The following is a 17,833-nucleotide window of genomic DNA, read 5'->3' on the forward strand; positions in this document are numbered from 1 at the left end:
TTGGTGGGTTGTGAAGGATTTGAACCTTCGACCAATTGATTAAAAGTCAACTGCTCTACCAACTGAGCTAACAACCCGAATTTTCGTTTAAACTTTTCTTTCGCTGGAATGATAGCGCTGACTCTCGCAGTTCTGCTCTACGCCTTCAACTGCAGCACTAACAACCCGAATTTTCGTTTAAATTTTCTTTCGCTGGAATGATAGCGCTGACTCTCGTAGTTCTGCTCTACGCCTTCAACTGCAGCACTAACAACCCGAATTTGTGTTTAAATTTTTCTTTCGCTTTAATGCTAGTGCTGACTCTCGCAGTTCTGCTCTACGCATTCAACTGCAACACTAACAATCCATATTCGCTTTAAACTTTTCTTTTTCTCTTAAGAGACGGAACGTTAGTTACTTATAACGACCTAATCTGATTTAGATTCTTTAAACTGTCACCTAAATCCGCTAAGCAAAGCCGCCTAGGCAACGGCGGCTAATATTACGGATTTCTAAATCCAGTGCAACTTAAAAATGTATTTTTTTTCCCGACTGCTTACTTATCAGGCAAACAAGCTAAATTAGTAGCAATTGCGATACATTTTTTTTACTTTAAGGCTGAAACTCGCGGCTCTGCTAACTTTGCAGAAGATGAACCAGGATAATCAGTAAGGACTTGCTCGTATAAACTAATCGCTTCTGCTTTATTTCCTAAGTACTCAGCAATGATGCCACTTTTTAACAACGCCTCACCCCGTTTGTTCGAATCAGGATATTTATTCGCCACAATATCAAATTCTTTTTTCGCAGCTTCACGCTGTTCAGCATTAAATAGTAGCTGTCCAAGCCAATAATGCGCATTGGCGCCATAACTTGAATCGGGATAAGTTGAGATAAAACCTTGGAAGGCCACTATCGCTTGATCATATTGCTTGTCTTGAAGAACGAGCTTCACTGCATCTTCATAAGCTGACTTTTCATTAACAGGAGCTGCATTTTCTGTCGCGTCAACAGCAGGCTCCACCACAGCGGGTTGCGAGAGTTTGTTATCTATTTCCTGATACAGTTCACGTTGACGAGTCTGGATCTGCTCAATCTTATGATTTTGCCGTTCCATTGATCCCGTTAGACTATTCATCTCACTTTGCAATTGATTCAGCTGTTGCTGGATATCAAATTGCATTTGGTTTCGTGCATCTATCATACGCTCAAGAGTGCTCAGACGAGTCTCAAGATCACCCTTATTACCACTGTTACGAGCATCTGTTACCGGTGCGGCCGCATAAGCAGTCACAGCCGTAAAAAGAACGGCCACAGAGATGGCCGTTTTCATTATAGTTTGCATAAGCTGTAGCTTACCCTTAGTAAATTAATACTGCGCGACGGTTTTCTGCATAGGCCGCGTCAGAATGAGAAAAATTAGCAGGTTTCTCTTCACCGTAACTCACTGTGCTCAGCTGAGTTGCAGGAACCCCCATGCTTTGCAAGTAACGTACAACCGACAATGCACGACGCTCACCCAGTGCGATGTTGTACTCAGGTGTACCACGCTCATCGGTATGGCCTTCAATCGTTACTGATTTTTGTGACTCAACTAAATATTGTGCATGGGCGTTTAGTACCACACGATATTCAGGTGCAATTTCAGACTGATCGTAAGCAAATGAAATAGTGTTCTCTAAAATTGCTTGGCCGTATTTAGCAGCAAGCTTTTCCTCAAACGACATATCCATTGGTGAAATAGCATCCGTATCAACGCCGCTATCGCTTCCATCTGTCACTTCAGCACCATTATTCATTTCTGAACTTTGGTCTTCAAATTTTTTATCATTCGAGCTACATGCTGCTAGCGTCATTAAAGGAAGAGTGATTGCTAAGCCCTTTAATATTTTGTTCAATTGCATAAATTATTCCTGTTACTGTTAATTGCTAGATTAATTTAAATAAGGCGACCAAGCTGGCGCCCTTACTTCACCGCTACGAGCAGGCAGTTTCGCTTTAAAACGACCATCCATTGAGACCAAAGCTAAATTCTTTTTACCGCCATAAATTGTGCTGTAAATAATCATACTGCCATTGGGGGCAACACTGGGTGATTCGTCAAGGCTAGATGCAGTAAGTACAAATAAATCACCTGTTTCTAAATCTTGGCGAGCTATTTGGTACTGCCCTTTATTACGGCTTACCATCACTAAATTTTTACCGTCAAAAGTCAATGAACCACCTAAGTTCATCTCACCTTCCCAAGTCAAACGCTTGGTCTCATTGGTGGCTAAATCTACTCTATAAATTTGTGGTTTACCACCGCGCTCAGACGAAAATATCAACGATTTACCGCTAGGATCCCAACTTGGTTCGGTGTCTATTGAGCGGTGCGAAGTCACGCGTCGCAAATCACGAGTGCGGATATTCATAACATAGATATCTGGCTGGCCGTCTTTTGAAAGTACCATTGCCATTTGTTGGCCATCAGGTGACCATTTAGGCGCACCATTAATCGATGGGAATGAGGTTAACTGAGTGCGCTCTTGGGTATAAATATCCTGAATATAAATCTGCGAACGATTGTTTTCAAAACTAACATAAGCCAATTTACGGCCATCAGGTGACCAAGATGGAGACATGAGAGGCTCTTGCGAGCGAACAACTAATTTTTCACCAAAACCATCATAATCTGAAATACGCAACTGGTAAGGGTATTTGTCTGTTTGATCAACAGCAATATAAGCAATACGTGTTAAAAAAGCCCCTTTCTCACCCGTGAGTTTTTCGTAAACGATGTCGCTAATACGATGAGCGTACTGACGCATTTGACTTTCTTTCACCACGCTGCGGCGTTTATCTAATACATAAGTTGCACTATTACCTTGCTGACCACTAATCACGTCCACTAATTCAAAAGTCACTTGATATTTACCAGGCTCAGGCATCGTCACTACACCTGTCACTAAGGCTTCCGCACCTAAACTAGCCCAAGCATTAAAATCAATGTCGGTACTTAATGACGGCGTTTGCGGCATTTTTTCACGCGCTACTGGGTTAAACTTACCACTACGCAATAAGTCGGTACTGACAATTTCAGCTAAATCTTGTGGTGCAACGCCCTCACCTTCAAATTTAAAAGGCAACACTGCAACTACGCGAGCGGTGTCGACCCCCTCCGTGACGACTATCTCTAGCTTGGCGTGAGCGTTCGCAATCACTGCGAACCACAAACCAATTAACATCAGTAATTTATTTTTCATAATTCGAAACGTTCCTTTTATGACCCTAAGTTTATGGCTCTAAACGTAAATTAAAATCTTTAAATTCAGCTAACACAGCCGGATCTTTAGGTACAGGCAAACTATTCGCCTGGCGCACAGCGGCAATAGCAGAGCGACAAACCTGACCATCACCTTCTACCCGTTTTGTTTCAAGCACCAAACCGTTATTCGCTAAGCGAATATTAAGTAAGCAATATTTACCTTTCCAACCCGACTCAACCCGCCAATTGCGCTCAACCTTGTCTTTGATCAAGGCCATATATTTACCTTTCTCAGAGATCTGACGTGAAGTTAAAGCATTGCTTTGCTCAGCCGCAAACTCGGCCGCCATTAAGGCTTCTAATTCACTTTGCCGCTTTGCTTCTGCTGCTTTACGCTTGCGCTCTGCCGCTTCTCGCTCAGCTTGTTCTTTGGCTTTTTTCGCTTCTTCTTGCTGGCGTTTTTTCTCTGCCTCAGCCTTTTTAGCAGCTTCTTCTGCGGCTTTCTTCTCTGCTTCCGCTTTCTTGGTTTCTTCTAATTTCTTTTGTTTCTCGGCTTCAGCCTTCTTCGCCGCTTCTTCTGCTGCTTTTTGTTCTGCCGCTGCCTTAGCTGCTGCTTGCTCTGCTGCCACGCGCTGCGCTTCTTTTTCTTTGCGAGCTTGCTCTGCTTGCAGTGCCTTTTGCTCAGCTTCCTTACGTTCAGCTTCTTTTTGTTGCCTTACTCTATCTGCCTGTTGCGCCGCTTCTTCTGCCAGTTTGCGTTCGGCTTCTTTCGCTGCTAATGCCGCTGCAGCGACTTTTGCAGCCTCTTCTGCTGCAGTACGCTCTGCTTCTTTGTTCTTACGCTCAACTTCAAGTTGCTCTACTTTTTTTTGTTCGGCAAGTTGTCGTTCACGCTCTTGCTCGGCTAATTCTTTTACACGCTCTAATTCTTCATTAGCAGCGGCAATACGCTCCGCTTCATCGCGTCGCTTTTGCGCTTCTTTCTGTTTAATTTTGCTAACTTGTGCGTCAACTGTCGCTTGATCGATCACCACAGCATTAATAGCAGAGCCTGACGGAGGCGGTGTCGGCTCCTTCTTAAAATCAATCCCTACGATAAAAACAATGGCCAATACCACATGCAACACACAAGCAATGATAAAAGGTAAACCAAATCGAGACTTCACGGCATTCCCTGCTATTGTTCTTGTGGCTGAGTCATTAAGCCAACCGATGGCACCCCAGCTTGTTGTAATAACACCATTAAACGAACAACTTGTTCATACGCCACTGCGCCATCACCTTTCACCACAACAGGAACAGTTGGGTCAAGCTGCATGTGAGCCTGCACTAAAGAAATAAGCTCACTATCCGCCAATGGCTCATCACTACTGTCACCAACATCTAAGAAGTAATTACCATCAATATCAACCGAAGCCACTAACGGTGGCTTCGCATCTTGTGACATTGACTCTGCTTCAGCTGTTTGCGGCAGGTCAACTTTTACCCCTTGAGTAATAATCGGCACTGTCGCCATAAAGATGATCAACAGCACTAGCATAACATCAATGTATGGCACCACGTTGATCTCAGCAACCGGTCTACGGCGTTTGCGTTGATACCCTCCGTACATCATGCTTGGCTTCCTTGTTCACTCATGGATTGACGTTGCAATATCGACGTAAACTCTTCCATAAAGTTAGCATAGCTGTTTTCAAGGCGACCTACTTGGTGAGAAAAACGGTTATAAGCAATAACTGCAGGAATAGCAGCAAACAACCCCATTGCGGTTGCAATCAAAGCTTCAGCAATACCGGGAGCAACCATGCTTAGCGTAGCCTGTTGCACTTCGCCTAAGGCGATGAAGGCAGTCATAATCCCCCAAACCGTACCAAATAAACCAATATATGGACTGATTGAACCTATGGTTGCTAACGTAGGTAATGATGATTCTAGATCATCAATTTCACGTGATAAGGTCACGCGCATCGTGCGATAGGTGCCTTCCATTAAGGTTTCTGGTGTGCGACCTACCGATTTATGCAAACGAATGTATTCTTTAAAACCAGCGTGAAACAATTTTTCGCTGCCTTGCAAACTTTCACGTCGTGCTGAACTTTCTTGATAAAGTTTAGAGAGATCGATACCTGACCAAAATCTGTCTTCAAACCGGTCAACACTTTTATTAGCTAGCTTAAGTGCTTTATTACGCTGAAAAATGATCGTCCAAGACGCCAGTGACATACCAAGTAAAATAAGCATGACCGCTTTAACTAAAAAGCTGGCTTGAGAAATCAACCCGATAAACGACATATCTGCGTGCACTGACTATTACTCCTGCTGAAAAATCGCCATCAACCAGCGATTAAATTCAAATTAATTTATGATTAGTTCTATCTTGCCAAACCACACCTCGGCTTGGCTAATTTCGGCGCTACTATAGCTGAGCTTTTCTCACTAGGATACGTGATACAGCCTAAAATTAATTTCACCTGACCGCAAATAAAAAAAGATTCATCTTCCAACTACAATCAGTATCTTAAGCGAATACCCTTTAAAATCGAAAAAAATAAAACATTCGTCTTTTCTGCAACAAATGAATTTTAAGATTAGCCTCTTTAGATTACAGCTAAGTAAAAAGTTTAATCTTTCTGGTAACCTAAATGCAAATAGGCACGGTCTGTGGCAATTCGTCCACGTGGAGTGCGTTGTAAAAAACCTTGCTGAATCAAATAAGGCTCCAGCACATCTTCAATGGTCTCACGCTCTTCACCAATGGCAGCTGCAAGGTTGTCTAAACCAACAGGCCCCCCCATAAACTTATCGATAATGGCATCCAATAATTTGCGATCCATTAAATCAAAACCTTGGTTATCCACTTCCAGCATATCTAACGCAGCCTTAGCCGCAAATTGATTTACTTTCCCTTCGTGTTTTACCTCTGCGTAATCGCGTACGCGACGCAGCAATCGGTTAGCAATTCGTGGCGTACCACGTGAGCGCCTTGCCACTTCAATACAGGCATCACCATCCATATCCAACGCTAAATAATGGGCGCTGCGTTTAACAATCTTTGTTAAGGACGGCACATCATAAAATTCTAGGCGCTGCACTATGCCAAAACGGTCCCGTAGAGGAGAGGTTAACGAACCCGCTCTTGTCGTTGCGCCAATAAGAGTAAAAGGTGGTAAGTCGAGCTTAATTGAGCGCGCCGCAGGGCCCTCACCTATCATAATATCAAGCTGATAATCTTCCATCGCGGGATAGAGGATCTCTTCCACCACCGGACTCAAACGGTGGATTTCATCAATAAACAGCACATCATTGGGTTCAAGGTTAGTTAGCAGTGCCGCTAAATCCCCGGCTTTTTCCAGCACCGGGCCAGAGGTGGTTTTAATGTTTACCTCAAGCTCATTGGCAACAATATTCGCTAAAGTAGTTTTACCTAACCCCGGCGGACCAAAAATCAGCAGGTGATCAAGGGCTTCACTGCGACGACGCGCCGCCTCAATGAAGATTTCCATTTGGCTTTTAACTTGCTCTTGACCGGTATAATCTTGCAGTAACTTAGGTCGGATGGCACGGTCAACCACCTCTTCTTGTAAACTCGCACTGCTGCTGATCAGTCTATCCGCTTCTATCATTTATTTTGCCATTACCTTTTGTCATGACGACTTGAGTTAACAAACTGGACGCTTGTTATGTTACGCCATTGTCCTCAGAGCGTCGCGGATCAAGCTCTCACAGCTCGCCCCTTCGCTATAAACTTGCTTAACCATTTTTTCTGCCACGGCAGGTTTATAACCGAGTGAGATTAATGCGCCGATGGCTTCACCTTTTTCATCAGTGGCCGCGGTCACGGCAACGCTTTCTTCATCTCTTGGCAGCGCAGGGTTAAACAGATCCGCACCAACCCACCCTTTAAGCCTGTCTTTCATTTCAACTAATAAACGTTCGGCGGTTTTCTTACCTACACCCGGTAGCTTAACGAGTCCGGTGACATTATTATCTTCAATGCACTGCACAAACTGATTCGCCGTCATCCCTGATAAAATCGCCAGTGCCAATTTTGGCCCGACACCATTAACTTTAATTAATTCACGAAACATGGCGCGTTCAAGTTTATCGGTAAAACCGTACAGTAACTGTGCATCTTCACGCACCACAAAATGGGTATAAACCACCGCTTCATGGCCCGGCTCTGGTAAATGATAAAACGAACTCATCGGCAGCTGCACTTCATAACCGACACCTGACACCTCAATTAAAATTTCTGGGGCTTGTTTCTCAAGTAAAATGCCTCTAAGTCTTCCGATCACTGCGCTCAGTCCTGTTGGGTTGAATAAAATAAGCTAGGATAGAAAACAACTGGATGAATATCCAGTTATATTTATTCTCAGTTTGATTTAAACCTATCGCCATCATGTAAAGTTTGTTTTAACGCATCCGCCCACGTACGGTTTTTCGCACTTGCCCCGCCATTGCAATAAGGCTAGATTGCGTCGCCCCATGGCACATAGCCACCGCCAGCGCATCGGCCGCATCCGCTTGTGGTACACCGTCTAATTTTAATATGTGTTGGACCATATGCTGCACTTGCTCTTTTTTCGCGCCGCCCGTGCCCACCACAGCTTGCTTAATTTGCCGCGCCGAATATTCTGCCACCGTTAGCTGTTGATTGGTTGCCGCCACAATTGCCACGCCACGCGCTTGGCCGAGCTTTAACGCCGAGTCAGCATTTTTCGCCATAAACACCTGCTCAATGGCAAACTCATCGGGTTGATATTGCAAGATTATTTCACTGATACCGTTGTAAATCGTGTGTAAACGCGGTGCTAACTCATCGCCTTGGGTGCGAATACAGCCACTGGCAACGTATTCAAACTTGCCACGAATAAACTTTACCAAGCCAAAACCTGTGGTGCGCGAGCCGGGATCAATGCCCAAAATTATTGCCATTTATGTGCCTGTATCATGTTGTGCTATACCAACAAAAAAGGAGCCTTAGCTCCTTACCAACGATTAACCAATAATTAAACGATTTAATTGGCAATAGTAAGCTGAATAGTTCGAAGCTTCATCAAGGATGTATCTAGAACGTCTTCGAGATATTCAGCTTGTTATGACTCAATAAAAACCAGCTCAACAGTCTTAGCTTTATCATTTATATTGATAAAATGCGGACTACAAGGTCGCCGCCACTTCATCAGAAATATCACCGTTGTGATATACCTCTTGTACATCATCATCGTCTTCTAAGATATCAATCAAGCGCAAAAACTTAGCCGCCGTATCGGCGTCTAATTCCGCTTTGGTCGAAGGCACCATGGTCACTTCAGCATTTTCAGCGGTAAAACCCGCTTGATCAAGAGCGTCCTTTACAACCCCGAATTCTTCCGGCGTAGTAAACACCTCTAAGCTACCATCATCATGGGCAAGCACATCTTCTGCGCCGCCTTCAAGGGCCGCTTCCATCAAGGTGTCTTCATCTACTTCTGCGTCATAGGCAATCACGCCTTTTTTCTCAAACAAGTACGCAACCGAGCCATCTGTGCCTAAATTACCGCCCGCTTTGCTAAAAGCATGGCGCACACTGGCAACAGTACGGTTACGGTTATCGGTCATAGTTTCCACCATCACCGCCGTGCCACCTGGGCCATAACCTTCATAGATAATGGTTTCTAACTCTTGACCATCTAGCTCACCAGCACCACGTTTTACCGCTCGCTCAACCGTGTCGCGGGTCATATTATTAGATAATGCTTTATCAATCGCTGCACGCAGTCGTGGGTTAGCGTCTGCATCCGAGCCTCCCTCGCGTGAGGCAACGGTTAATTCGCGAATAAGTTTGGTGAAAATTTTACCGCGTTTAGCGTCTTGCGCCGCTTTGCGATGTTTGATGTTGGCCCATTTACTATGACCTGCCATGACAGCCTCCGGATTTATTTTGTTAACGCTAAAATAACCTGGCGATTAGATGCTGAGCTTGCTCGCTCGGCCGCCTCTTTGAGGGGCAACCAACAATACTCACTATGCTCGGTAAGAGAAATCTCACATTTAGCGGGAAGCGCTAAAGTAAATTGATGTTCAATGTTTGTTGTGACCCCCTCGGCATAACGTTTACGCCATAAGGGTCGAATTTCGTAGCTTACTTGTTGGTTTAAATCATTCAGAGTTAAACCTTGCCCGTCGATATCGATGCCCGTTTCTTCCATTACTTCGCGAACCGCTGTTTGATAGGGCGTTTCACCCGTTTCCAAACTGCCGGTTACCGATTGCCAGAAATTAGCATCATCTAAGCGACGCAACATCAGCGCCCTGCCCTGCGCGGTGTAAATCACCACCAGCACAGATTCAGGGCGCTTAGTCATTAAGCTTGTTCCTCGTTTGCCTTTTCAGGCGCTTTTATAACTTCAATGTTCAAATCAGCCAGTGCCACAGGGTTAGCTTGACCCGGCGCGTTAGTTAACGGACACGCTGCTGTTAACGTTTTCGGGAATGCCATTACGTCACGAATCGAGCTCGCACCTGTCATTAGCATGACTAAGCGGTCTAAACCAAACGCAAGGCCTGCGTGCGGCGGCGCACCAAATTTAAGCGCTTCAAGTAGGAAGCCAAATTTCTCTTCTGCTTCTTCATCGGTAATACCAAGAATGCGGAAGATAGTCGCTTGCATTTCTTGGTCGTAAATACGCACCGAACCACCGCCTAACTCACAGCCGTTTAATACCATGTCGTAAGCATCGGATAATGCGTTAGCAGGATCTTGCTCTAACTGCGCTGGCGTTAAACCTGTTGGCGCAGTGAACGGGTGATGCAGCGGCGTTAAACCACCATTTGGCAGCTCTTCAAACATTGGGAAGTCAACTACCCAAAGCGGCTTCCATTCGTCAGACGTTAAGCCTAAATCTTCACCTACTTTCAAGCGCAGTGCGCCCATGGCTTCGGCCACCACGTTAGCTTTATCAGCACCAAATAAAATGATGTCGCCATCTTTCGCGCCGGTGCGCTCAAGTAAAGCAGTAATGATTTCAGGGGTGAGGAATTTCGCGATTGGCGATTGAATACCGTCCACGCCTTTCGCCACTTCGTTCACTTTCAACCATGCTAAACCTTTAGCGCCGTAGATGTTTACGTACTTACCGTAATCATCTATGTTCTTACGCGACAATGACGCGCCGCCCGGCACACACAATACCGCAACGCGGCCTTTTTCATCGTTTGCAGGACCAGAGAACACTTGGAACTCGACGTCTTTAACTAAATCAGCAACGTCCACCAGCTCCATCGGGTTACGCAAATCTGGCTTATCAGAGCCAAAACGACGCATTGCTTCAGCGTAAGTCATGCGCGGGAAATCGCCCAACTCAACGTTTAGCAAGTCTTGGAACAACTGACGGATCATTGATTCCGTAACCGACATCACTTGATCAGCGCTCATAAACGAGGTTTCAATATCGATTTGGGTAAATTCAGGCTGGCGATCCGCACGTAAGTCTTCATCACGGAAGCACTTAACAATTTGATAGTAACGATCCATGCCCGCCATCATTAGCAACTGCTTAAATAACTGTGGCGATTGTGGCAATGCAAAGAAACGACCGTGATGAGTACGGCTTGGCACTAAATAATCACGCGCACCTTCTGGCGTCGCTTTAGTTAACATTGGCGTTTCAATATCTAAAAAGCCGTTGTCATCAAGAAAACGGCGCACTGAGCTGGTCACGCGCGCACGGAATTTAATTTTTTCCGCCATGTCAGGGCGACGTAAATCTAAGTAACGGTATTTAAGGCGTTGCTCTTCGCTGTTCTTTTGATGATCGTCCAGCGTTAATGGTAGCGGTGCTGATTTGCTTAAAATTTCTAAGTCTTGGCCTAAAATTTCAATGCCACCGGTGCGCATGTCTTTATTCACTTGGCTTTCAGGGCGTGCGCGCACTTTACCAACTACTTTTACACAAAACTCATTGCGCAAGCTGCTAGCAAGCTCAAACACATCAGCTAAGTCTGGATCGTAAACCACTTGCACTAGGCCTTCACGGTCACGCAAATCAAGGAAAATCACGCCGCCCAAATCGCGACGTTTATTTACCCAACCGACTAATTCTACTTGTTGGTCAATGTGTTGTTCGTTTACTTCGCCGCAATATAAGGTGCGCATGCTGGTTCGTTCCTGTTCTGGTTTTACTATTCGATACTGAAGATGGCTAACTGTACCATCACACAAGGTAAATTTAAGATTCTTTCGCTGCTAAATTCTTTTTCGAGCCAGTTTTAAAATCTGTTTCATACCAACCGCTGCCACCAAGGCGAAAACCCGGTGCGGAAATAAGCTTGGTTAGTTTTGGCTCGGTGCATTGCGGACAATCCTTTAGCGGATCATCACTCATACGTTGCATTTTCTCTAATTCATGGCCACAGGCCTGACAGCGATATTCATAAATCGGCATTGTCTATCTCTGCTGATTGTAATTTTTATCTTTAACACACTTGATTCCATCAAGTGCAAACGCGCTATTATAGAGGAAAAGCTAGGCAAGGGTAAATCGTGCAAGACACATCAACACAGACAAAATTACGCATCGGCATGGCAATGTGGTCAGAAAAGGCGTGGCAACCGCGCTTAACCCGCCAAACCGCCACCCCTTGCAGTGCGCTTTATCATTACAGCCGCGTGTTTAACTCAGTAGAAGGTAACACCACCTTTTATGCCCTGCCCACTCCTGCCGCGGTAGCAAAATGGCAACAAGACACGCCGGAGGATTTTAAATTTAGCTTAAAGCTGCCGCAAACCATCTCCCATCAAAAGCGGTTGTGCTCCGTTAGCCATGAGTTGAATGAATTTTTTAACCTGTTTGCGCCGCTGCAAGACAAAATTGGCCTAGTGAAATTACAACTGCCGGCCAGTTTTGGCCCTGATGATTTGCCGCTGCTGCTGACCTTTCTCAAGCAATTACCCCGTGACTGGCAATACGGCGTGGAAGTGCGCCACTTGGCTTATTTTGCCAAAGGCGATATTGAAAAGCGTTTCAACAGTTTTTTAATTGAGCAGCAAATGAATCGCATTATTATGGACTCGCGTCCGGTATTTTTAGCCGATGCCAGTAACCCCGTTATTCAACATGGCCAAACGCAAAAACCTAAAGTGCCAGTACACGCCATCGCCACCAGCAATCAACCCGTGGTGCGCTTTATTGGAGACATAGAGCTAGAAAACAATCGCACTTTGTTTTTACCTTGGGTCAGTAAAATTCAGCAATGGCTAAAACAAGGCAAATCGCCCTACTTATACGTGCACACAGCCGATAATTTACATGCGCCCGAGCTAGCGGCCATGTTTGCCGAGATGCTGGGTGAACCCGCCGCTTGGTTTAACCTGCCTGAGCCAGAGTTTGATCAGCTGGCGATGTTTTGAATACATCTTTGAGGACAATAAATGGAATTTGAAAAGTTATATCTTCAGGCTAAACGTGTATTAAATCCGAGGGATATTTCCCCTTTAATCTCAGCAGGTAGCGTTGCCTCTGCCATTCTCACTGATAAAGGCAATGTCTATTTTGGTGTTTGCATCGATACAGCCTGTGGCTTGGGTATGTGTGCAGAAAGAAATGCTGTGGCTAATATGGTTACCAATGGTGAATGTGAAATTACCAAGTTAGTCTGCGTCTCTGCATCGAATGAAATTTTAACGCCTTGCGGTGCTTGCCGTGAATATCTTATGCAATTACATGAAAATAATGCTGAAATTAAAATCCTTAAAAACATAGATAACTTATCTACTGTTACGTTGAAGGAGTTGTTGCCCGATTGGTGGGGCAATAACATCGAAGGTGCTAAATCTGTTTTATAGCTGAAAACCTAGGGGCTCATCAACAAAAAGCGTCGTCTTGCCACAATTCGAGCAAAAAACTCAACTGCACCTATTTATAAGTGAGCAGCCCGTTAATCTTTTGCTAAGTTATCAGTTACTATGTAGTAAGTAGGCCATGTATTATTAACATAATAACTAAATATGATAAAAAAATTGCTTAACCGTGGAATAGAGACATGGCTTAACCAGAGCCGCTCGGATGAAGAGTTTAGAGAGAATTCATTCGTCTTCGTATCACTTACGATCTTGATGTTGATATTGTCCTTCTTATTTTATTACAACACCTTCATCACCTCTTACCCTGTTCTTGCCACTATTCAAGGGGTGGGGGTTATTTCATGCCTTGCAGGTTACTATTTCCTAAAAAATCGCAGAAGCCCGCGCACCGCTGGCATTCTTACTGTCACCATCATGACAACGATAAGCCTGTTGTTTATTATAGGCACGCAAAACCGTGAGTTTGCCCTCGCCTTTTGCTTCTTAACACCCGTTATCGCAGTATTTGTACTCGGTTACAATCTTGGCTCTTTTTTTAGCCTGATCAATTTCACCGTTGTGGCTTATTTTTGCCTCACTGAGATGCAAAATTGGCAACCCGTTCCCTTTGATTCCATCAGTTTCATCCATTTGGCTATTATTTATTTTTTCCTTTTTTCTATTGCATATTTCTACGATTCTGGCCGTAGACGTACCATGCGTTTATTGAAAGAGTCGAATTTACAACTAAAAACATTATCTACCACCGACGTATTAACCCGCTTACCCAATCGCTTAAAAATGGAAGAGTTACTGCTTAATTCAGATGAAGTGAAATGGATTGCGATGTTGGATGTTGATGACTTTAAAAGCGTCAATGATACTTATGGACACGACATCGGCGATCATGTGCTCAAAGTCATTGCCAAGCAGTTAGCTAACACAATTGGCGATGATGGCGTTGTAGCACGCTGGGGCGGAGAAGAGTTTTTGATTGCCTTTTATCTCTCCGATATCAATGCAATCGAAAACAAACTAATGGAATTGCAAGATAAAATTGCCGCGAAAAAATTCAACTTTGAACGTAATGTTACCGTCAGCTGCGGGGCTACGCCCCATCAACGTCATATGCATCGAACCGCTTTTCGTCGAGCGGATGAAGCGCTCTATCGCGCCAAAGCATCCGGTAAAAACTGCTACAAACTTGATATTACTGCAATAGGGATGGAAGCCTTACAATAAACTAAGTTAACCACGCCAACATGGCAGACGCCGCTATTATCGACTTAGAATGCACGACTAGCTCAACCAGCTTATCGTTAACAGGAATAACTAAAAGGTGCAGAGTCACATTCTTCCATTAAGTGATTCGCTTGCCCCATGAACTCAGTTTTCACAAAACTATCACTGATCACCAGCTTTTTACTTTGTCGGAGATCATTATCCATATTAAGCCAAATCATTTGCATATTTTCATTGCTAATAAAGTAGTAACGTCGATCTCTGCTATCACTCACATTGGTCCACAGGGTTTGCGAATTTACGGAATAGCCTAACCCTTTTTCTACTTTTTCAAGCACACTTAACGGGTGTAGCTCTTCAAAAGCGGTGGGAACAATACAGGTTGCCACCATCGAACGAACTTGAGCCACAGGGTTAGTGCCTTTTGCCGTTTCATTAGACAAGTAGCGATAAAAACAACCACGCTCAAATCGTTGCACAGCAGTGTAACCGCCTGGAACAGTAAAAACAGGATGTAGGTTACGCACCTCAGATTTATTCCACTGGTACATCCAATAATCCATTAATTTAAGCTGAGTCGCGTAATCAGGCTGATTGGTCATCACGGTATAATTTTCGCTCTGATAGCTTTTTACCAACCCTTGCTCAATTTCTAAAATAGCGGAATTGCCCGTTTTATCTGAAATCGAAATATGCAGAACAGCAGCAGAATTGTCGTCACCCGGCACTTTGCCACCGAATAAACGAATTTTATCTTTCGCAAAAAAAGTTACCGCTTCAGAAACAGTGGCAAAGCGATCAAGAATAAATTGCCCCCAGCATAAAACGCTTAGTCCTTTTTGATTTTCAGCCAACGCACCGTCACCGAAAGTACAAATTGTATCGTACAACGCATTTGCCACTAACCCCTGATCGTTCATGCCATCGCAAAAACCATAGCCATTAATATCATCGCCGACCATAGTAGCAATCGTCGCATGCTTGATCTTCCAGCGACGTACTTGGGAGGAATTTAGCCCTTCTTTCGCAGCTTCTGTAGCACTCATTCCGACACGCTTACCATGGGCCGGATGCATAAATAGGGTCGCTTGTAGGGGAAACTCCCAGTCCATATTGCGACCGACTGTTACATGATTTTTATTAATATTATTTAAAATGCGGGTACACATGCTATTGCTCCGTTTTCATTAGGGTTTACCAACACTATTTAGGGTGATGGTCACTACACTAAATGGTTAAACGAAAAACATGTTAATAGCAACCTTCAATATTGTGATCAATAACTTAACCACACATCGGAGGTGTTGATTTAGCGATAATAAAATCAAATGACACAAGAGTCTGATCTGATTGCCAAACAAATATTGAGATGAGAGCGCATTTGGTTAATCCTATTTCAGCAAGGCTATTTTTAGCCCAAACCTAAAACGTACATGTTAGGTTTTGTTTGCTCCAACTTAAGTCACGCGGCTTACACTCTGCGCTCTTCTCGCACAAAGCTAGGAACTGCTTTGCGGCATCCACATAACGGCAATCTTTTAGCATATAACGCGATGCCATTAGGTAATACCAAGCACGATCATCCTTGGGCTTTAACTGAGCGGCATAGTCATACACCACTGCAGCACTCTGGTAGTCTTTCTTGTTATAAAAAAGCAGATAGCCTTGCAAGCGATATAACGAGTGGGACATCACGCCGTATTGTGCGAACTGAGTCAAATCGACCAATGCCCTATCTGGCATTTTCATTCGAGAAAAAATTCGTGCCCGTATCTCTAACGCATCAGGCGATAAAGGCTCTAATGCTAACGCTTGATTGGCATATTCTAGCCCACGCTCATATTGCTCAGTATTGAAAAACATCCAAGCCAATCCGACCAGAGCAGGCGAGTAGTGAGGGTCAAGCTGTAAGGTGCGTTGATATGCTACTTCTGCTTCTGAATAAGCTTCTAGCCTCGTTAAAATACGCCCTTTTAAATTCAGATAGCCCATGGTCTCTCCATAGTTAAGCGCCTTTTCTATATGCTCAAGAGCTCTTTTTTCATCGTTGTTTTTACGCCTAGCAATGTCTGCCAATACATAATCTGGATAGCCAATGAACACACGCAAATGAGGCCATTGCTTACTTGCCTGCTCCATTTGTTGAGAAAATAGCAATACTTCCTGTATCGTACCGCCCCATTTTGGCGTTATGGCGTTAGCATAATTCCAATGTAATATAAATGAACTGGGAACATACAAGTTAGCTTGTTGATAAAGACGCTCGATATCTTCAGCGCCTCTAACTAACTTAGTTAAATTGATCAAGTAAGCCCATGCGTGCGCAAGCTTGGGTTCAATCACCGTGACTCGAGTAAGATGGGCTATCGCTTTAGCACGGTAAGATTTCATTGCTTTCATTCTTTGTTTACTGGTATTGCTAGCGTATTTAGTTCCTCTACTAAGCCACGCTAAATGATGATAATAAATACCTGCAGCGAGGTGCGGTTGCCATGTATTTGGCATTGCTGCCCGCCACTCTTCAAACACAGCATTCAGCTCAAGATCACTGTCGGCAAATGGAGCTAACGCTTGCCCCAATTTTTGCTCTGATAACGCGCCATTGGTATGTTGTAAAAACACTCCATCAAGATAACGACTGAGCGCTTGATATTGCTTATCATGAAGCAGAGACATCGCATCAATCGACCAAGCGGGTGAAGCTAGCAAGAGCAATAATAGTACATAGCAACGCATTAATGGCTCCTTAGACGCCATGCCGAAAACTATTACTTTATATCAAATAAAAGTAAACATCGATAAATAACTAAGGCCGTTATTTATACTTTTTAAACCCTTATTGTAAGCAGTCAGATTTAACCTTGTTCAAACAATTAGGCAATCCATGCCAAATTCCTAACGATATTCATTTAACCTTTCTAACGTCGAGATAGCGTTTAAGTAATCTGTTTTCGCTGCATTAGTCTGGCTTCCAAGTGATGCCGATAGGCTAAACGTTTGCTTCATATCATTGAGTAAATCATATTTTTTAAATGGGCTCTCTACCATTGATGTTGGCGCTCCTATCGCCATCATTTGTCCTGAATTAATAAATCCCCCCCTCAAATAGCTCTCTTGACATAGCGCTAACTTCTTGAGCCGATATGTTATGTACATCGTATTTAGAGGCAATATCTTGCCAGTTTTGCTGTGCCCGTTTGCCGGTTTCACTAATGGTCACCGTATCCTCAAATTTTGCCCCATGATAAGCTTTTGGCTGAGGGGCTGACTGCTGACTAGCTAGTTGAGTGTAAATGGCACCGAACCTGTTAGTTTGATTGACGTTCATCGCGACACTTCTACAAATACTCAATTCTCTAAACGGTAAAACCAGAGCAAAAAACATGCCAAATTAATAACTTATATGTTCAAGTTAAATACTTTGAGCCAGCCAGTTTTTAGATAAACAATCCCATTCATTCCCCAGCTAGCGTCCTATTCCATCCCTATCCTGAATAGCATTAAAGCCTTGATAGAGACCTAATAAACATCCCGATTTT

The 17,833-nt window shown here is 44.0% G+C and carries 20 protein-coding genes and 1 tRNA gene; 3 read left to right on the top strand and 18 right to left on the bottom strand.

Translation table 11 applies throughout. The annotated features are described in order from the left end of the window. Position 1 precedes the first annotated feature (1 nt). From Q4519_RS18035 to Q4519_RS18100, 14 genes are all read right to left on the bottom strand, one after another. Positions 2-77: transfer RNA gene (locus tag Q4519_RS18035), tRNA-Lys, on the bottom strand. Between the two features lie 509 nt (positions 78-586). Beyond that, positions 587-1,312: a tol-pal system protein YbgF gene (gene ybgF, locus Q4519_RS18040; RefSeq protein WP_232800270.1), complete on the bottom strand. Its 726-nt coding sequence runs from the start codon at positions 1,310-1,312 to the stop codon at positions 587-589. 28 nt (positions 1,313-1,340) lie between these two features. Continuing rightward, entirely contained in the window at positions 1,341-1,883 is a 543-nt protein-coding gene (pal, locus tag Q4519_RS18045) for a peptidoglycan-associated lipoprotein Pal (protein WP_232800269.1), read from the bottom strand. Positions 1,884-1,913: 30 nt separating this feature from the next. Continuing rightward, the gene (gene tolB / locus Q4519_RS18050; RefSeq protein ID WP_303514685.1) at positions 1,914-3,224 is read right to left on the bottom strand and encodes a Tol-Pal system beta propeller repeat protein TolB; all 1,311 of its coding nucleotides are present in this window, start codon (positions 3,222-3,224) and stop codon (positions 1,914-1,916) included. Positions 3,225-3,255: 31 nt separating this feature from the next. Further along, positions 3,256-4,392, bottom strand: coding sequence for a cell envelope integrity protein TolA (tolA, locus tag Q4519_RS18055; RefSeq protein WP_232800267.1), 1,137 nt, complete (start codon positions 4,390-4,392; stop codon positions 3,256-3,258). An 11-nt stretch (positions 4,393-4,403) separates the two neighbouring features. Next, positions 4,404-4,841 carry a protein TolR gene (gene tolR, locus Q4519_RS18060; RefSeq protein WP_232800266.1) on the bottom strand — a complete coding sequence of 146 codons (438 nt, stop codon included), beginning with the start codon at positions 4,839-4,841 and terminating at the stop codon, positions 4,404-4,406. Beyond that, positions 4,838-5,530: a protein TolQ gene (tolQ, locus tag Q4519_RS18065; RefSeq protein ID WP_232800265.1), complete on the bottom strand. Its 693-nt coding sequence runs from the start codon at positions 5,528-5,530 to the stop codon at positions 4,838-4,840. Before tolQ ends, tolR begins: the two co-directional genes overlap by 4 nt. Before the next feature lie 317 nt (positions 5,531-5,847). Then, positions 5,848-6,849 (bottom strand): Holliday junction branch migration DNA helicase RuvB, encoded by a 1,002-nt coding sequence (gene ruvB / locus Q4519_RS18070; RefSeq protein ID WP_303514689.1) that lies wholly within the window; start codon positions 6,847-6,849, stop codon positions 5,848-5,850. A gap of 60 nt (positions 6,850-6,909) precedes the next feature. Beyond that, entirely contained in the window at positions 6,910-7,524 is a 615-nt protein-coding gene (ruvA, locus tag Q4519_RS18075; RefSeq protein WP_232800263.1) for a Holliday junction branch migration protein RuvA, read from the bottom strand. Positions 7,525-7,642: 118 nt separating this feature from the next. Then, positions 7,643-8,164, bottom strand: coding sequence for a crossover junction endodeoxyribonuclease RuvC (ruvC, locus tag Q4519_RS18080; protein WP_233054336.1), 522 nt, complete (start codon positions 8,162-8,164; stop codon positions 7,643-7,645). 225 nt (positions 8,165-8,389) lie between these two features. Then, positions 8,390-9,133, bottom strand: a complete 744-nt coding sequence (locus Q4519_RS18085; protein WP_232800261.1) for a YebC/PmpR family DNA-binding transcriptional regulator — start codon at positions 9,131-9,133, stop codon at positions 8,390-8,392. A gap of 14 nt (positions 9,134-9,147) precedes the next feature. Then, entirely contained in the window at positions 9,148-9,576 is a 429-nt protein-coding gene (gene nudB, locus Q4519_RS18090; protein WP_303514695.1) for a dihydroneopterin triphosphate diphosphatase, read from the bottom strand. Beyond that, positions 9,576-11,366, bottom strand: coding sequence for an aspartate--tRNA ligase (aspS, locus tag Q4519_RS18095; RefSeq protein WP_303514698.1), 1,791 nt, complete (start codon positions 11,364-11,366; stop codon positions 9,576-9,578). Before aspS ends, nudB begins: the two co-directional genes overlap by 1 nt. Before the next feature lie 73 nt (positions 11,367-11,439). Then, complete coding sequence (locus tag Q4519_RS18100) at positions 11,440-11,655, bottom strand: zinc ribbon domain-containing protein (protein ID WP_303514700.1); 216 nt, start codon at positions 11,653-11,655, stop codon at positions 11,440-11,442. A gap of 98 nt (positions 11,656-11,753) precedes the next feature. Between Q4519_RS18100 and Q4519_RS18105 the strand changes: the two genes are divergently transcribed. From Q4519_RS18105 to Q4519_RS18115, 3 genes are all read left to right on the top strand, one after another. Further along, complete coding sequence (locus Q4519_RS18105) at positions 11,754-12,620, top strand: DUF72 domain-containing protein (protein ID WP_303514702.1); 867 nt, start codon at positions 11,754-11,756, stop codon at positions 12,618-12,620. A gap of 21 nt (positions 12,621-12,641) precedes the next feature. Beyond that, positions 12,642-13,055, top strand: a complete 414-nt coding sequence (locus Q4519_RS18110) for a cytidine deaminase (RefSeq protein WP_303514705.1) — start codon at positions 12,642-12,644, stop codon at positions 13,053-13,055. Positions 13,056-13,217: 162 nt separating this feature from the next. Then, positions 13,218-14,294, top strand: coding sequence for a GGDEF domain-containing protein (locus Q4519_RS18115; RefSeq protein ID WP_303514708.1), 1,077 nt, complete (start codon positions 13,218-13,220; stop codon positions 14,292-14,294). A 77-nt stretch (positions 14,295-14,371) separates the two neighbouring features. Here Q4519_RS18115 and Q4519_RS18120 read toward each other — a convergent pair whose 3' ends face one another. The 4 genes from Q4519_RS18120 to Q4519_RS18135 all read right to left on the bottom strand — a co-directional run bounded on the left by Q4519_RS18120 (position 14,372) and on the right by Q4519_RS18135 (position 17,622). Further along, positions 14,372-15,463: a linear amide C-N hydrolase gene (locus tag Q4519_RS18120; protein WP_303514710.1), complete on the bottom strand. Its 1,092-nt coding sequence runs from the start codon at positions 15,461-15,463 to the stop codon at positions 14,372-14,374. A gap of 253 nt (positions 15,464-15,716) precedes the next feature. Next, positions 15,717-17,030 carry a DUF4034 domain-containing protein gene (locus Q4519_RS18125; protein ID WP_232800254.1) on the bottom strand — a complete coding sequence of 438 codons (1,314 nt, stop codon included), beginning with the start codon at positions 17,028-17,030 and terminating at the stop codon, positions 15,717-15,719. 159 nt (positions 17,031-17,189) lie between these two features. Further along, complete coding sequence (locus tag Q4519_RS18130) at positions 17,190-17,366, bottom strand: hypothetical protein (protein ID WP_303514713.1); 177 nt, start codon at positions 17,364-17,366, stop codon at positions 17,190-17,192. Positions 17,367-17,379: 13 nt separating this feature from the next. Next, complete coding sequence (locus Q4519_RS18135; protein WP_303514715.1) at positions 17,380-17,622, bottom strand: hypothetical protein; 243 nt, start codon at positions 17,620-17,622, stop codon at positions 17,380-17,382. Between the last annotated feature and the right edge of the window lie 211 nt (positions 17,623-17,833).

The sequence above is a fragment of the Motilimonas sp. 1_MG-2023 genome, assembly GCF_030547455.1.
Taxonomy (GTDB): Bacteria; Pseudomonadota; Gammaproteobacteria; order Enterobacterales; family CBDFNC01; genus Motilimonas.

Bases quoted from the DNA above. Each gene is read 5' to 3' on its own strand.
- Q4519_RS18085 (WP_232800261.1), bottom strand. From the start codon at position 9,133: ATGGCAGGTCATAGTAAATGGGCCAACATCAAACATCGCAAAGCGGCG.
- tolR (WP_232800266.1), bottom strand. From the start codon at position 4,841: ATGATGTACGGAGGGTATCAACGCAAACGCCGTAGACCGGTTGCTGAG.
- nudB (WP_303514695.1), bottom strand. From the start codon at position 9,576: ATGACTAAGCGCCCTGAATCTGTGCTGGTGGTGATTTACACCGCGCAG.
- tolB (WP_303514685.1), bottom strand. From the start codon at position 3,224: ATGAAAAATAAATTACTGATGTTAATTGGTTTGTGGTTCGCAGTGATT.
- ybgF (WP_232800270.1), bottom strand. From the start codon at position 1,312: ATGAAAACGGCCATCTCTGTGGCCGTTCTTTTTACGGCTGTGACTGCT.
- Q4519_RS18120 (WP_303514710.1), bottom strand. From the start codon at position 15,463: ATGTGTACCCGCATTTTAAATAATATTAATAAAAATCATGTAACAGTC.
- Q4519_RS18115 (WP_303514708.1), top strand. From the start codon at position 13,218: ATGATAAAAAAATTGCTTAACCGTGGAATAGAGACATGGCTTAACCAG.
- aspS (WP_303514698.1), bottom strand. From the start codon at position 11,366: ATGCGCACCTTATATTGCGGCGAAGTAAACGAACAACACATTGACCAA.
- ruvC (WP_233054336.1), bottom strand. From the start codon at position 8,164: ATGGCAATAATTTTGGGCATTGATCCCGGCTCGCGCACCACAGGTTTT.
- Q4519_RS18130 (WP_303514713.1), bottom strand. From the start codon at position 17,366: ATGGCGATAGGAGCGCCAACATCAATGGTAGAGAGCCCATTTAAAAAA.
- Q4519_RS18125 (WP_232800254.1), bottom strand. From the start codon at position 17,030: ATGCGTTGCTATGTACTATTATTGCTCTTGCTAGCTTCACCCGCTTGG.
- Q4519_RS18110 (WP_303514705.1), top strand. From the start codon at position 12,642: ATGGAATTTGAAAAGTTATATCTTCAGGCTAAACGTGTATTAAATCCG.
- pal (WP_232800269.1), bottom strand. From the start codon at position 1,883: ATGCAATTGAACAAAATATTAAAGGGCTTAGCAATCACTCTTCCTTTA.
- ruvB (WP_303514689.1), bottom strand. From the start codon at position 6,849: ATGATAGAAGCGGATAGACTGATCAGCAGCAGTGCGAGTTTACAAGAA.
- Q4519_RS18135 (WP_303514715.1), bottom strand. From the start codon at position 17,622: ATGAACGTCAATCAAACTAACAGGTTCGGTGCCATTTACACTCAACTA.
- Q4519_RS18100 (WP_303514700.1), bottom strand. From the start codon at position 11,655: ATGCCGATTTATGAATATCGCTGTCAGGCCTGTGGCCATGAATTAGAG.